Genomic DNA, 13899 nt, shown 5'->3' on the forward strand with positions numbered 1-13899 from the left:
GATCAACGGAAATTCTTCTCCCGCCGGATCAGTCCCACCGCCAGCGTCAGCGTCAGGATGAACAGCCAGATCAGCGACCATGCCGGCACGGACAGGCCCAGCACCGGCGGCAGCGGCGCCGTGCAAAGGCCGTCGGAATAGAACACCTGCGGCAGCACCTTGGCCGTCGGCAAGGCGTTGACCCAGTTCTCCAGCGGATCGATGCCGCAGCTCGCCTTCGGGTTCAGCAGCAACGACACGTGATACACGGCCACGGCAATGCCGCCGACGCCGGACAGCATACCCAGCCCTTGCCACAGCGAACGCGTGTTCTGGGCAATGACCGCGAGCAGCGAGAACAGCCCGATGCCGATAAAGGCGAACCGCTGCATGATGCACAGCGGGCAAGGCTGGTAGCCCTTTTCAAACTGGAGGTAGAGCGCAAAACCGACCAGCCCGAATGAAATGAAGGCGATCAGCAGGAAATAGGCGCGGGAATTGGCTTGCATAAGCGGGCTTGCATGAACGATGAACAGAGCGGGATCAAGGTTGCGGGGTTGCCAGCACGCGATCCCCTCCGGCTGTTGGACGGCATTATTACCGATTTTGCGAAATGTCCCCTGACACCGCGTACGCAAACGGCATATTCGCGCCTGTGGCGGATTGCCGCAGGCTCAGCCGCGACCTTGTGTCGCAGCTGCCCACTCGGCGTGAGCCAACCGGTAGAGGCAATGTGACCGAAGCGGATGGCTTTCCGGCAGTGCGGGGTGCTCGAACACGAGCGCATCCTCATGCATGCCGAGGCGCTCCATCACCGCGCGCGAGCGGCGGTTGCCGAGCGCGGTAAAGGACACGATCTCATCGAGCCCGAGCCGCTCAAACCCGACGGCCAGCGCCGCGCGTGCCGCTTCGGTCGCGAAGCCCTGCCCCCATGCCTCGCGCGCGAGCCGCCAGCCGATCTCCACGCATGGCGCGAACGGCAAGGCCGCTGCCGGCACGTTGAGCCCGACGAAGCCGATGAAAGCGCCATCGGCCTTACGCTCGCATGCCCAGAAGCCCCAGCCGAGCGCGGCAATCTTGTCGCGGCAACGGTTGGCCAGGCCGTCGCTTTCCGCCCGGCTCAGTGGCGCGGGAAAGTAGCGCATTACCTCGGCGTCGGCGTTCAGTGCCGCAAACGGCGCGTCGTCGGCATTGCGCCACTGGCGCAGGCGCAGGCGCGGCGTGTCGATTTCGATGAGCTTGGCCATCGCTCAGTCGAGATGGCGCACGCGATCGATCGCCTGTTCGATGCGCTCGACTGCGATCACCTCGAGTCCGTCGATCTTCTGCTTGGGCGCATTGGCCTTGGGGATCACAGCCTGCGTGAAGCCCAGCTTCGCGGCTTCCTTCAGGCGCTCCTGCCCGCGCGGACTCGGGCGAATTTCGCCGGCCAGCCCGACTTCGCCGAACACCACCAGCCCGCGCGGCAACGGCTTGTTGCGCATCGACGAGTGGATCGACAGCAGCACGGCCAGGTCGGCCGCGGGCTCGGTAATCTTCACGCCGCCCACAGCGTTCAGGAACACGTCCTGGTCAAAGCAGGCAATACCGGCATGCCGGTGCAGCACGGCCAGCAGCATCGCGAGCCGGTTTTGTTCAAGGCCCACGGCCAGTCGTCGCGGGTTCGGCACGTTGGCGGTGTCGACCAACGCCTGGACTTCGACCAGCAGCGGCCGTGTGCCTTCTTGCGTTACCAGCACGCAAGACCCCGGCACCATCTCTTCGTGCTGCGACAGGAACAGCGCCGACGGATTGCTGATGCCGCGCAGGCCGCGCTCCGTCATTGCAAACACGCCCAGTTCATTGACAGCACCGAAACGATTCTTGAACGCGCGGATCAACCGGTGCGAAGAATGGGTGTCGCCTTCGAAATACAGCACGGTATCGACGATGTGCTCGAGCACGCGCGGACCGGCCAGGTTGCCTTCCTTGGTCACGTGGCCGACCAGGATGATGGTGATACCGCTGCTCTTGGCAATGCGTGTCAGTTGCGCCGCACACTCACGCACCTGCGCGACCGACCCCGGTGCCGAGGTCAGCACCTCAGAGTACAGCGTCTGGATCGAGTCGATCACCGCGACCTCGGGCTTTTCCGCCTCCAGCGTGGCCTGGATCTTCTCGAGCTGGATTTCGGCGAGCAGTCCGAGCGTCGGGCTCTCCACGCCGAGGCGCTGCGCGCGCAATGCGATCTGCGCGCCAGATTCTTCGCCACTCACATAGAGCACGCGCCGCTGTCCGGCCAGGTTGGCCAGTGCCTGCAACAGCAGCGTCGACTTGCCAATACCCGGATCGCCACCGATCAGCACCACCCCGCCCGCAACCAGCCCGCCGCCGAGCACCCGGTCGAATTCATCGATCCCGCTCGAAAAACGCGGGACATCGGCAGCGTCGATCTCGGAAAGCTTGCGCACCGTGGCCGATGCCGCCAGCGGCTGGAAGCGCTTGCCCGCCGTGCTGCCTTCCGCAACGGTCTCGACCAGCGTGTTCCACTGCTGGCAGTGCGGGCACTGGCCGGCCCAGCGCGGCGTGGTGCCGCCACATTCGGTACAGGTGTAGACGGTCTTGGTCTTGGCCAATGGAAGATCCTTGGATTGGGATAGCGGAAACGCGACGGCCGGCCACCGCATGGCAGCCGGCCGTCAGGACAGATCCGGTCAGGGTAGCACTCAGGCCAGCAGCGGCGAGGCGCTGTCCGGCGCCGTAATGGTGGCCACCGTGGTCGGCACGCGCGGCGCCAGCGCGCACATCAGTTCGTAACCCACCGTGCCGCTGGCCTGCGCGACATCGTCGATCGGCAGGCCCTGGCCCCACAACGTGACAGGACTGCCGATCCTCGCCTTCGGGCATGGCCCCAAGTCTACGCACAGCATGTCCATCGACACGCGGCCCACGAGTTGGGTGCGCACGCCGTCCACCAGCACGGGGGCGCGGTGTTCGCCCCAACCCGTTGCATGCCGCGGGTAGCCATCTGCATAGCCACAGGCCACCACGCCGATGCGCATCGGCCGGTCGGCGGTGAACATGGAACCGTAGCCGACCGTATCGCCAGGCTGCAGGTCCTGGACCGCAATCAGCTCGCTGTGCAGCGACATGGCCGGCTGCAGGCCGACGCCCGCAATGTCGGCCTCGCGGCCGGTCGGCGATGCGCCATACAGGATGACACCGGGCCTTACCCATGCGCGGTGCGCTTCGGGATGCCACAGGACCGCCGCGGAGTTCGACAGGCTGGCCTCACCTGGCAGGTTGGCCGTGGCTTTGTCGAAGGCCTCGATCTGGTGGGCGATGCCACGCGGGGTGTCGGCATCGGAAAAGTGCGTCATGTGGACGATACTGCCCACGCAGGGCATGGCGCGTGCGCGCTCCCACGCCGTACGGTATTGCGACGGGTGGAAGCCCAGGCGGTTCATCCCCGTATTGAGTTTGAGCTGGATCGCCAGCGGACCCTTCGGGCGTGCGCTCTCCAGCATCCGGAGCTGCTCGTCGCAATGCACCGCGGTGGTGAGCCGGTATTGTTCAAGGAGCGGCACGTCCTGCGGTTGGAAAAACCCCTCCAGCAACAGGATCGGGCCTTGCCAGCCGAGGTCGCGCAGCTGCACGGCTTCGTTCAGGTCGAGCAGCCCGAAGCCGTCCGTGCCACGCAGGCCGGCGAACACACGGCGGATCCCATGGCCATAGGCATTGGCCTTGATGACGGCCCATACGCGGGAACCGGGGGCGTGACGGCGGACGACCTCAAGGTTGTTCGCAATGGCGGGTTGATGGATGACGGCGTGGATCGGTCTTGGCATGAAGTCACATCTCGCGAGGCAAGCATCGCTGCCCGTGGTAGGAATCCTCTAGACGCCGCGGCGTGATGCGGGCGTCACCGGATGTCACCGGGCGTCACTTTCAGCGGCGTATGCACCAGATCAGGGAAGACCCGGTCCGCGGTCAGCGATGCGCAGCCGTTATTTGAACACATCCTGGGAGGACGACCTGCAAATCCCGGGGAATCGCAGCGCGCTCGCGCTGTCAAACTGGCGCCTTTGCGGATTCGGGATTGTCGTGTTTTCGTGATATAAAGCCGGACGCTAAGGCCATGTTCTAAACGCGAAGCAATATGTCAATGACGGTCAGGCAAACCGCGCGGCGCCACGGTGCCAAGCATGCGACACAATTCGACAAGGCCGCAGCTCAGGGTCCCCTGCAACAAACCATGGCCACGCCGATGGGCGTAGCCCTTCCCAAAGCGCACGCAGAACGCGATGGAGACAAAGTCGAAAGCATGAAGAAGGGTTTTTACACCATCATGGCCGCGCAGTTTTTTTCGTCGCTGGCCGACAACGCGCTACTCATCGCCGCCATCGCCCTTCTCACTGAGTTGCATTCCCCGCAGTGGATGACTCCGCTGCTCAAGTTGTTCTTCGTTCTCTCCTACGTCATCCTGGCTGCCTTCGTCGGCGCATTCGCGGACTCCATGCCGAAAGGCAGGGTGATGCTCATCACGAATGCCATCAAGATCGTCGGCTGCGCGATCATGATGTTCGGCCTGCACCCCTTGCTGGCCTACGGCATCGTAGGCTTCGGCGCGGCCGCTTACTCGCCCGCCAAGTACGGCATCCTGACGGAACTGCTGCCGCCGGAGAAGCTGGTGATGGCCAACGGCTGGATCGAAGGGCTGACCGTGGGCTCCATCATCCTGGGCACCGTGGTCGGCGGCGCGCTGATCTCCGTGCACATTTCACAGATCCTGCTGCGCTTTGACATCCCGTATTTCGACACCGGGATCAATACGCCGGCTGAAGCCGCGATGGTGGTGATCATGCTCTTTTACTTGATCGCCGCCATCTTCAACATCTTCATTCCCGATACGGGCGCCCGGTATCCGCAGCAGGAAAAGAACCCGATCAAGCTGATCGCGGAATTCGGCGACTGCTTTGTCGCGCTCTGGCGCGACAAGCTCGGCCAGATCTCGCTGGCCGTGACCACGCTGTTCTGGGGCGTGGGCGCCACGCTGCAGTTCATCGTGCTGAAGTGGGCGGAAAAGTCGCTGGGCCTGAACCTGTCCCAGGGCGCCCTGCTGCAAGCCGTGGTCGCCGTCGGCGTGGCGGTCGGCGCCATCATGGCGGCGGCGCGCATTCCGCTGCGCAAGTCGCTGTCCGTGCTGCCATTCGGCGTGGCCATGGGCGCTACCGTGATGCTGATGGCCTTCTACACCAAGGACGCCATGCCGCAGATCATGGTCGACGTGCTGGGCCTGCACATGCCGCTGTATATGGCGATTGCCTATGTATTCCTGATGATCGTGGGCGCCATGTCCGGATATTTCGTGGTGCCGATGAACGCGCTGCTGCAGCACCGCGGCCACGTGCTGCTGTCCGCCGGCCACTCGATCGCCGTGCAGAACTTCAATGAGAATGTTTCGGTGCTGCTGATGCTGTGCCTGTATGCGTTGCTGATCAAGCTGAATGTGCCAATCGGCCTCGTCATCGTCGCGCTCGGCCTGTTCATCTGCATCACCATGGCGCTGGTCATGAAGGTGCACAAGTACAACGTGCGCACGTTCAATTCGCTCGCCATGATCGGCGAGGACAAGCATCACTAGGGACCCCTAGGCAACGCTAGGGGTTCGCCTCCACCGGCTCCGCGGCGCGCACGCGCGCCCGGGCTTCCCACCCCGGCGGTACCACGAAGCCGCGCGAGCGTTCGCGCCACCAGCCCGGCGCCTGCGCGCCGGCGGGTTCCAGTTCGCACAGCATGACCGGCGATTCGCGTCGCCAGCTGTGGCCGTGATCAGGATCCGCAAAGCGCTGTGCCAGCGCCTCGCGCAGCGTTGCGGCGCCTTCCGTATCGCGTTCCTCCAGCCATGCGCCGGACAACCATCCCGGGCGCGGCAGCCGGCACCAGCGCGCGCCGGGCGCCGAAGAGGCGCGCGCGAACCAGTCATCGAGCGTGGACCACCAGCCGTGCAGGTGATTGTGCGCAATGCCCAGCGCATCGAGCCCCGCCGGCAACTGGCCATCCTGATAGAACAGCCACCCAAGCAGGTAGACCTCGCTGCGGTCCACCGCAGGACCCAGCAGCGCCTGCGCCTCGGCCGTGCGCGCCAGCGGCAATTGACGATGCACGATGTGGTCGAGCTTGTCGCCCAGCCGGTCCACAAGGTTGGGACCGACAAACGCTCGCAGCCCTTGCGGCGGCGTGCCGCCAGCATCGACCATCAGATAGAACTTGGTGGCCATTTCCCAGTGCACGACCTCACCGCTGCCCAGATCGCGCCAGACAAAGTCGAGCTCGCCCAGCGTCTGGATGCCATGGCCATGCGCGCGCCGCACCGGCACGTTCGCGGCAATCAGTTCCAGCCCCTGCGCATGGCGCAGGGCGAAATGCAGCAGGCGCTCGGCATGGCGCCCCAGCCGCAGGCTTCGCGCGCGGCCTGGCTCTTCAGGCAAGGCATCGGCAATGCCATTGGCAAGTTCGCCAATGGTGGCGGGAAGACCAGCGGGATCGGCTTGCTCGAGCCAGCGCTCCCAGGCGGCCTGGGTACCCGCGGGCCAGCGAGCCGGACGCGCGTCACCATTGGCGGTACCGGGCAGGGTCTCCAGCAGTGGGGGTGACAACGTGCACCAGGCCAGGTCGCGGGCGCGTTGCGATGCGGCCTGACGCCACAGCGGCAGCGCCGGCGTATGCACGCCGTTGCCGCCGTGGCTTATCGGGAGATCAGGCCTGGGCTCCCGCACGATCGTGCACCTCTCGGGCCAGGCACAGGTCTTCCCATGCGCGCGCCTTGTCGGTCAGGGTGCGCAGCAGGTAGGCGGGATGGTAGGTCACCACCACGGGAATCCCCTCGTAGCTGTGGACGGTACCGCGCAGCTTGCCGATCGGCGTCGTGGTGCGCAGCAGCGACTGCGCGGCAAAGCGGCCCAGTACGACGATGACCTTGGGCCGCACCAGCGCAATCTGCCGTTTCAGGAACGGCTCGCACTGATCGACTTCGGCCGGTTCCGGATTGCGGTTGCCCGGCGGACGGCACTTCAGCACATTGGCGATGAACACGTTGCGGCCGCGCCTGAGCCCGAGCGACGCCAGCATGTTGTCGAGCAGCTTGCCGGCCTGGCCGACGAACGGCTCGCCCTGCAGGTCTTCGTTCTCGCCAGGGGCCTCGCCGATGAGCATCCATTCCGCTTCGCGGTCGCCCACGCCGAACACGGTATTGGTGCGTGTGCTGCACAGCCCGCAGGCCTCGCACGCGGCCACGGCGGCGTCCAGCGTGGGCCAGTCCATGGTGGCAATAGCAGCTGCCCGGTCCGAAACCGGGGCGATGACCGGCAGATCGACAACCGCTGGCGGCAACGGCTCTGCGAACGCCTCCGCGACCTCGACGACCCCGACTGCCTCCATGTCGACCAATGTCTGCGCCGACACGGATATCGTTTCCGCTGGTTCTTCCGGTTCAGCGGCCATAGCGGTCGGCAAGTCCGCCTCGACAGTGCCGCCTTCAGCGGCGGCAGGCGGCCTGCGCGAAATCCACTCGGTCGGAATCCCCAGCACTTCCAGGAACTGCGCGCGTCGGCTCATGCTGCGTCCTCCCCGCCGGACCAGGCCCGACGCAGCACCAGTGCGTCTTCGCGAGCGTTACCGGTTGCCGGGTAATAGCCTTTGCGACGTCCGATCTCGACAAAGCCCGCCTCCAGGTACAGCGCCAGCGCGCCGGTATTGGAAGGCCGCACTTCGAGCAGCATCGTATGCAGGTGGTGGGTATGCGACGTGGCCAATGCCACCGCCAGCATCAGCCGGCCCAGACCCTGGCGCTGCCGGTGAGGCTCCACGGTGATGTTGAGCAGGTGCATCTCGTCAACGACCGGCATCAGCACGGCATATGCCACGAGCAGGCCCAGCGGATCGCGCAGGGTCAGCCCCATATGGCCTGCCTTGATGGAGTTCTCGAAATTGCCACGCGTCCACGGATGGGTGTAGGCACGCGATTCGATCTCCGCCACCGCATGCAGGTCCAGCGCGCTCATGCGTCCAAGCGCCCAGCCATTCGCGAGCGCGGGCATGGCCGGAATGTCCGGCCAGTCAGGCGTTGCGGTCGCATCCGAACGGTAGGACACGCTCACGATGCGCCCCCTGTCGCAGCTTTCGCAGCGGCCTTGGCGGCAGCGGCCGCTTCGCGTTCTTCGATGGTCTGGGCGACCTTGTCGCGCAGATAGATCGGCATGGCGTCAGCGGCGTCGATGGTTTCGCCGCGCGCCAGCGCGCGCAGTGCGATGGCCAGCATCGGCTGCGCATGGGGCATGGCATCGGGCAGCACGCGCGTAGCCTGTGCCAGTCCCGCGAGGCGCTCGCCAAATACCGTCGCAGCGTTGCCGGCTACCCAGAATTCGCCGGCCGGCAGCGGCACGGTTTCCGGCGGGCCGACCTGCAGCGGCGTTTCGGCCGCCCATTCCTGCGCCGCTTCGTTCCAGCGGAAGGCGCTCGAATAGGCTTCGTCCATGCGCGCGTCCAGCGCGACCAGCACCGACACGTCAGCAGGCAAAGCCGGCGTGGCGCCGCGTGCGCTTTCGGCGCAGACCATCAGCGTGTTAACGGGAATGACCGGCAGCCCGGCGCCGAAGGCAAGGCCTTGCGCCACGCCGCAGGCGGTACGCAGGCCGGTAAAGGAGCCCGGGCCCGCGCCAAACGCAATCGCGGCGCAATCGGCCAGTGCAATGCCGGCCTCGGCCAGCAGCTCCCCTGCCGCGGGCAGCACGCGCGCGGAAGAGCGCGCGCCGGTATGTTCATGGCGAGACCATGACTCGACCGCGCCATCCGCCGTGGCACGGCCCAGTGCAACAGAACACCACTCGGTGGAAGTTTCGACAGCAAGAATCCAGGACATGGCGCGATTGTATCCGGTGGCGCCCCAAACCGAGTCCTTCCTCGGTTTTTTGACGGGCGCGGGCGGCGGGTTGGCGACTATCATCGGGCCATTCTTTCCCCCGACCTCACCAGGAGACCCCATGAGTGACCTGCAAGCCCGGTTCGAACAGGCCCAGATCGACGTCAAGCAACTCAGCGAGCGCCCCAGCAACATGACGCTGCTGCGCCTGTACGCACTGTTCAAGCAAGGCAGCGAAGGCGATGCCCACGGCGACAAGCCGGGCATGACGGATTTCGTCGGCCGCTACAAGTTCGAGGCGTGGGAAGCCCTCAAGGGCACGGCCAGGGATGCGGCCATGGAGAGCTACATCGCGCTGGTGGAAGACCTGCGCAACGGCGCGACGAACTAGGCTTCGCTGGCGCCGTCCGTTCCAGCAGACGGCGCCCCGCCTCAAGCTCCTGGCACCGGCTTCGGCCGGATGCGCCAGGACGCAAGAATGGCCGTGGCGATCACCAGGCCTACGGCCAGGAAGGTTTCATCGAACGCGCGGATACGCGCGGCTTGCGCCAGCACGTCGCCGCCCTGCCCCAGCGCCACGCCGTGCTGGTTCAGCCGCCATTGCAGGCCCACGCCGGCCAGGCTGACGCCGATCGCCCCGCCAAGCTGGCGCACGAAGTTGATGCAGCTAGATCCTTGCGCAATCAGCGAGAAGTCCACACCGCGCATGGAGCCCAGCGTCAGCGACGGCAGGATGCAACCGAGCCCGATTCGGCCCAGCACCGCCAGCGCCACCAGCACCAGGTACGGCGTGGACGGCGAACCCGTCGCCATCAGCAGGAACGACAGCGCCAGCAGCGCCAGTCCCAACGACACCTGCAAGTGCGGCGATACGCGATGCGTGAAGCGTCCCGCCACAGCGATCGTAATCCCAAGCGCAATGCCGGCCGGCAGCAGCACCAGGCCCGCGCGCGACGGCGTATAGCTCAGCGCCATCTGCATGTACACCGGCAGCAGGTAGGTCGAACCGAACAGGCCGGCGCCGTAGATGAACGCGACCACCGCGCCCGCCGAGAACTGGCGGTAGCTGTAGAGCCGCATGTCCATCAGCGGATCGGCCGCGCGCAGCTGCCACATCACGAACACCACGATCAGCACCACGCCCAGACCGGCCAGCGCCAGCCCGGCGCCCACGCTTTCGCGCATTTCCACGAGCCCGTTCAACAGGCAGACCGTGGCGACACCGGCCAGCGCTAGCCCGCGCCAGTCCAGCGGCTTGCGTTCGCCCATCATGATCGAGTCGACGGCCATGAAGCGACGCGCCATGACTGCGCCGAGGAGCGTCAATGGAACCACCACAAAGAAGATCGAGCGCCAGCCGAAGGCCTCGACAAGGAAACCGCCCAGACTCGGACCCAGCGCGGGCGCCAGCACCACGCCGAAACCGAACAGGCTCATGGCCTTGCCCTGCTCGCGTTCGTCGAAGACACGCAGTACGAGGATGTTGGGCAGCGGCTGCATGATGCCCGCGGCGGCGCCTTCCGCCACGCGCATCGCGATCATCACGCCGTAGGTCGGCGAGAGCCCGCCTACCGCCCCGCCTACGCCCAGCAGCGCCAGCGCGCCCAGAAACGTCCGCCGCAGGCCGTACCGGTTGAGCAGCCACGGGGTTAGCAGCATCGCCAGCGTCATGGCGATCATGAAACTGGCCGCGACCCATTGTGCGCGTTCCTGTCCCAGCACGAAATGGCGGCTCAGGTCGGGAATAGCCACGTTGATGATGGTGGAAGAGACGATGGACGACATCGTCCCAAGCATCAGCGTGAGCAGTACCAGCCAGCGCAGGCGGTCGCCGTAGCGCGCGCGCAGCGCCGCCCGGGTCGGTCCGCCCGACCCGCCGCCGGAATCTTCCGGCGCTTGCGGAGCGCGGCTCACCCCAGGCGCCCCGTGGCGGCGATCTCGCGGATCTTGCGGACGGTGTCGATGTCCGCCTCGTGATAGGCGGATTTGACGATCTCGGCGTAGCGGTCGTCGCCGCTGGCATCTACGGCCGGCATGGTCGTGTCGTACACGAAGCGCAGCAGCAGCGCGTCCGCCGCGGGCGTCTCGATCACCATCGTCAGCGTGCCGCCGGCGTGTTCGGCGGTGGCAGCGGTCTCGTAGCGGACCTGGCGTCGCGGCTCGAACACCACGCGGTCATGGATCTTCGCAGCCCCGAAATGCAGCACCCGGTCGATCCAGCCTTCGCCGCGCCCGACGACTTCGGCGCGGTCCAGGCCCAGCACGAACAGTTCGGGCGACTCGGCGCGCAGGACCAACCCTTGCCAGAGCTGGTCAGGCGTGAGCGGATCCAGTTGAGGATTGCCTGGATCGTTGATCTCTACCAAGTGCTCGAAACGCAACTTATTTCTCCGTGTTCTGATGTAATCGATATTATGAGGTGTCCGGCTGGTTCGTCAGTACCATTTCACTGCGCAGCGCAGCATCCGCGCCACGCGCCTGAAGGAGCCCTTCGCATGCCATTGACCGCGCCGTCTGAAGTCGATCCGCTGCAAATCCTGGTCTATGCCGATTCGCTTTCGTGGGGCATCGTGCCTGGCACCCGCCGGCGGCTTCCCTTCCCGGTTCGCTGGCCAGGCCGGCTCGAACTCGGCCTGAACGCCGACGGCGGCGCCCCGGTCCGCATCATCGAGGACTGCCTGAACGGCCGGCGCACCGTCTGGGACGACCCGTTCAAACCGGGCCGCAACGGCTTGCAAGGGCTGGCGCAGCGCATCGAGATCCATTCCCCGCTGGCGCTCGTGGTTTTGATGCTGGGCAACAACGATTTCCAGTCCATGCATCCGCACAACGCCTGGCATGCGGCACAGGGCGTCGGCGCGCTGGTCCACGCCATCCGGACAGCGCCGATCGAACCGGGAATGCCGACGCCGCCGATCCTGGTGGTGGTGCCGCCGCCGATCCGCACGCCCTGCGGGCCGCTCGCGCCCAAGTTCGCCAGCGGCGAACACAAGTGGGCAGGCCTGCCCGGGGCGCTGCGCGAACTGTGCGCCACTGTCGACTGTGCGCTGTTCGATGCGGGCACCGTGATCCAGAGCAGTGCCGTCGACGGCGTACACCTTGACGCCGATGCCCATGTCGCCCTGGGCGATGCCCTGCAACCGGTCGTTCGTGCGCTGCTCGCTGAATCCTCGGGACATCCCTCCTGACAGCAGCTGTCAGGAGCGCGGGCGCACAATGAGGCGGCAAATCCCCCGAAGCTGTCAGGAGACCATGATGCAGTTGTTGATCAACGTCGACGTCGATGACCTGCCGCGCGGCATCGGCTTCTACCAGGAAGGACTGGGCCTGCGCCTGAGCCGCAAGCTGTTTGACGATACCGTCGCAGAAATGACGGGCGGTGCCACGCCCATCTATCTGCTCGTCAAGCCGGCCGGCACGCGCCCGACCTCGCGCGCCGATACCCGGCGCGACTACCGCCGGCACTGGACGCCGGTGCATCTCGATTTTGTCGTGGACAACCTCGAAGCCGCCATCGAGCGCGCGCTGGAAGCCGGTGCGAAGATCGAGGACTGGCCGCAGGAGTTCGACTGGGGCCGGCAGGCGACGCTGTCGGACCCGTTCGGGCATGGGCTCTGTTTTATTGAGTGGAAGGGTGAGGGGTATGGGGCGGCGCGGCACTAAGCTGCGTTGCTATATTCCTAGTCCGCAACGATGCGGATTCCGTAGTGACAATCCCTTCCTCAGAAGATCGAATGAAACCCAACGACACTGCCCTCCCTGGCCCACGCTCGGGCAAGGCTGGGCTACGGCCAGTCGGGCAATTTCCGCCGCGGGTGAAGACACGCTAGCTCTCGGCGATTTCGCCAACGTCGACGACGAGTATCTCCAGTGGCAGGACAACCCGGGCAGCATTAAATGCCAAGCCGAGCCTGATGCTTGAATTCATAAGCATATGAAAAACAAATAGACGCCAAAATCCCCTGCGCCACCCCGTTTGTACGCAATTGCGTTAATCTTTGGCCTCGCCCGCCCCACCCTACACGGACCGGGGCCAGGCGCCTTTCAAGCCACAAGCTTCCAATAACATCCAAACTCTCCTATGCGCAGCATCTCCCTTTACAAGCGTCTGGCGGTTGCCGTGTCCGCCGTAGGTTTCATTGCCGCCGCCGGCAACGCCTCGGCCCAGGAACAGACTATTCGCGTGGGTACCGTGAGCGGGCCGGACGCTGAAGTCTGGCAAGTCGTGCAGAAAGCGGCCAAGAAGAATGGCCTGAACGTGAAGGTCGTGGAATTTAACGACTACGTGCAGCCGAACGCCGCACTGGATGCCGGCGACCTCGACGCCAACAGCTTCCAGCACCAGCCTTACCTCGACAGCCAGATCAAGCAGCGCGGCTACAAGATGGTTAGCGTGGGCTACACCTACATCTCGCCACTGGGCATCTACTCGAAGAACCTGAAGTCGCCGAAGGATCTGGCGCAGGGCGCCAAGGTTGCCGTGCCGAATGACCCGTCGAACGAGAACCGTGCCCTGCTGCTGCTCCAGGCACAGGGCGTGATCAAGCTCAAGGCCGGCGCAGGCACAAACGGCGCCAACGCGACCCCGCTGGACGTCGCCGAGAACCCGAAGAAACTGAAGATCGTGGAGCTGGACGCCGCCCAGCTTGCTCGCGCCCTGCCCGACGTCGGCGCCGCCGTCATCAACACCAACTACGCGCTGGCCGCCGGCCTCCAGCCGACCAGGAATGCAATCGCCCTGGAAGACATCCACAGCCCGTACGCCAACATCATCGTCGTTCGCACGCAGGACAAGGACAAGCCGTGGGTGAAGAAGCTGGTGGCGGCTTATCAGTCGGAAGACGTCAAGCAGTTCATGAAGACCCAGTTCAAGGGCGCGATGGTCCCTTCGTTCTGATGGAACGACGGAGTGATGTCCTGATGGACTGATAGCCATACGGGACCGGATCAAGCATCGAACATCATGATCCGGTCCCGTACGCCACGGCAAATCCCCCACGATTGCGACCATGTACGTGCCG

General features: G+C 65.5%; 15 protein-coding genes. 5 read left to right on the forward strand and 10 right to left on the reverse strand.

What is annotated here, in order from left to right:
* Positions 1 to 2 precede the first annotated feature (2 nt).
* From ACIGJG_RS09965 to alr, 4 genes are all read right to left on the reverse strand, one after another.
* A complete protein-coding gene (locus ACIGJG_RS09965) occupies positions 3 to 488 on the reverse strand; it encodes a disulfide bond formation protein B (RefSeq protein WP_011298094.1) in 486 nt (161 codons plus the stop codon).
* Between the two features lie 165 nt (positions 489 to 653).
* The gene (locus tag ACIGJG_RS09970; protein ID WP_483672286.1) at positions 654 to 1226 is read right to left on the reverse strand and encodes a GNAT family N-acetyltransferase; all 573 of its coding nucleotides are present in this window, start codon (positions 1224 to 1226) and stop codon (positions 654 to 656) included.
* A 3-nt stretch (positions 1227 to 1229) separates the two neighbouring features.
* On the reverse strand, positions 1230 to 2594 hold the full coding sequence (gene radA, locus ACIGJG_RS09975; protein ID WP_041679630.1) for a DNA repair protein RadA: 1365 nt from the start codon (positions 2592 to 2594) through the stop codon (positions 1230 to 1232).
* Positions 2595 to 2684: 90 nt separating this feature from the next.
* Complete coding sequence (gene alr / locus ACIGJG_RS09980; protein WP_011298097.1) at positions 2685 to 3806, reverse strand: alanine racemase; 1122 nt, start codon at positions 3804 to 3806, stop codon at positions 2685 to 2687.
* A 476-nt stretch (positions 3807 to 4282) separates the two neighbouring features.
* Here alr and lplT point away from each other — a divergent pair, with 476 nt between their 5' ends.
* The gene (gene lplT / locus ACIGJG_RS09985) at positions 4283 to 5602 is read left to right on the forward strand and encodes a lysophospholipid transporter LplT (protein WP_011298098.1); all 1320 of its coding nucleotides are present in this window, start codon (positions 4283 to 4285) and stop codon (positions 5600 to 5602) included.
* A gap of 16 nt (positions 5603 to 5618) precedes the next feature.
* On the opposite strand, the gene ACIGJG_RS09990 is transcribed toward lplT, so the two are convergent.
* The 4 genes from ACIGJG_RS09990 to tsaB are packed head-to-tail and all read right to left on the reverse strand — an operon-like array spanning position 5619 to position 8878.
* Complete coding sequence (locus ACIGJG_RS09990) at positions 5619 to 6737, reverse strand: DUF1853 family protein (RefSeq protein ID WP_011298099.1); 1119 nt, start codon at positions 6735 to 6737, stop codon at positions 5619 to 5621.
* Entirely contained in the window at positions 6718 to 7575 is an 858-nt protein-coding gene (locus tag ACIGJG_RS09995) for a uracil-DNA glycosylase (RefSeq protein WP_483672287.1), read from the reverse strand. The genes ACIGJG_RS09990 and ACIGJG_RS09995 overlap by 20 nt, the downstream gene beginning before the upstream one ends.
* Entirely contained in the window at positions 7572 to 8057 is a 486-nt protein-coding gene (gene rimI, locus ACIGJG_RS10000) for a ribosomal protein S18-alanine N-acetyltransferase (RefSeq protein ID WP_084791933.1), read from the reverse strand. Before rimI ends, ACIGJG_RS09995 begins: the two co-directional genes overlap by 4 nt.
* Positions 8058 to 8113: 56 nt before the next feature.
* Positions 8114 to 8878: a tRNA (adenosine(37)-N6)-threonylcarbamoyltransferase complex dimerization subunit type 1 TsaB gene (gene tsaB, locus ACIGJG_RS10005; protein WP_041679631.1), complete on the reverse strand. Its 765-nt coding sequence runs from the start codon at positions 8876 to 8878 to the stop codon at positions 8114 to 8116.
* 121 nt (positions 8879 to 8999) lie between these two features.
* Between tsaB and ACIGJG_RS10010 the strand changes: the two genes are divergently transcribed.
* The gene (locus tag ACIGJG_RS10010; RefSeq protein WP_011298103.1) at positions 9000 to 9269 is read left to right on the forward strand and encodes an acyl-CoA-binding protein; all 270 of its coding nucleotides are present in this window, start codon (positions 9000 to 9002) and stop codon (positions 9267 to 9269) included.
* 41 nt (positions 9270 to 9310) lie between these two features.
* Here the strand turns inward: ACIGJG_RS10010 and ACIGJG_RS10015 are convergent, their stop codons facing one another.
* On the reverse strand, positions 9311 to 10792 hold the full coding sequence (locus ACIGJG_RS10015) for a DHA2 family efflux MFS transporter permease subunit (protein ID WP_483672288.1): 1482 nt from the start codon (positions 10790 to 10792) through the stop codon (positions 9311 to 9313).
* A complete protein-coding gene (locus ACIGJG_RS10020) occupies positions 10789 to 11259 on the reverse strand; it encodes an SRPBCC family protein (protein ID WP_011298105.1) in 471 nt (156 codons plus the stop codon). The genes ACIGJG_RS10015 and ACIGJG_RS10020 overlap by 4 nt, the downstream gene beginning before the upstream one ends.
* A 114-nt stretch (positions 11260 to 11373) precedes the next feature.
* On the opposite strand from ACIGJG_RS10020, the gene ACIGJG_RS10025 reads away from it, so the two are divergent.
* The 3 genes from ACIGJG_RS10025 (at position 11374) to ACIGJG_RS10035 (ending at position 13775) form a co-directional block, all read left to right on the forward strand.
* Positions 11374 to 12066: an SGNH/GDSL hydrolase family protein gene (locus tag ACIGJG_RS10025; protein ID WP_483672289.1), complete on the forward strand. Its 693-nt coding sequence runs from the start codon at positions 11374 to 11376 to the stop codon at positions 12064 to 12066.
* 67 nt (positions 12067 to 12133) lie between these two features.
* On the forward strand, positions 12134 to 12541 hold the full coding sequence (locus tag ACIGJG_RS10030) for a VOC family protein (protein ID WP_483673071.1): 408 nt from the start codon (positions 12134 to 12136) through the stop codon (positions 12539 to 12541).
* A gap of 418 nt (positions 12542 to 12959) precedes the next feature.
* A complete protein-coding gene (locus tag ACIGJG_RS10035; protein ID WP_011298108.1) occupies positions 12960 to 13775 on the forward strand; it encodes a MetQ/NlpA family ABC transporter substrate-binding protein in 816 nt (271 codons plus the stop codon).
* Positions 13776 to 13899: the final 124 nt, after the last annotated feature.

The sequence above is a fragment of the Cupriavidus sp. C1SS-2L genome, assembly GCF_057073735.1.

Bases quoted from the DNA above. Each gene is read 5' to 3' on its own strand.
- ACIGJG_RS10010 (WP_011298103.1), top strand. From the start codon at position 9,000: ATGAGTGACCTGCAAGCCCGGTTCGAACAGGCCCAGATCGACGTCAAG.
- ACIGJG_RS10035 (WP_011298108.1), top strand. From the start codon at position 12,960: ATGCGCAGCATCTCCCTTTACAAGCGTCTGGCGGTTGCCGTGTCCGCC.
- ACIGJG_RS09995 (WP_483672287.1), bottom strand. From the start codon at position 7,575: ATGAGCCGACGCGCGCAGTTCCTGGAAGTGCTGGGGATTCCGACCGAG.
- ACIGJG_RS09970 (WP_483672286.1), bottom strand. From the start codon at position 1,226: ATGGCCAAGCTCATCGAAATCGACACGCCGCGCCTGCGCCTGCGCCAG.
- tsaB (WP_041679631.1), bottom strand. From the start codon at position 8,878: ATGTCCTGGATTCTTGCTGTCGAAACTTCCACCGAGTGGTGTTCTGTT.
- ACIGJG_RS10030 (WP_483673071.1), top strand. From the start codon at position 12,134: ATGCAGTTGTTGATCAACGTCGACGTCGATGACCTGCCGCGCGGCATC.
- lplT (WP_011298098.1), top strand. From the start codon at position 4,283: ATGAAGAAGGGTTTTTACACCATCATGGCCGCGCAGTTTTTTTCGTCG.
- ACIGJG_RS09965 (WP_011298094.1), bottom strand. From the start codon at position 488: ATGCAAGCCAATTCCCGCGCCTATTTCCTGCTGATCGCCTTCATTTCA.
- rimI (WP_084791933.1), bottom strand. From the start codon at position 8,057: ATGCCCGCGCTCGCGAATGGCTGGGCGCTTGGACGCATGAGCGCGCTG.
- alr (WP_011298097.1), bottom strand. From the start codon at position 3,806: ATGCCAAGACCGATCCACGCCGTCATCCATCAACCCGCCATTGCGAAC.
- ACIGJG_RS10025 (WP_483672289.1), top strand. From the start codon at position 11,374: ATGCCATTGACCGCGCCGTCTGAAGTCGATCCGCTGCAAATCCTGGTC.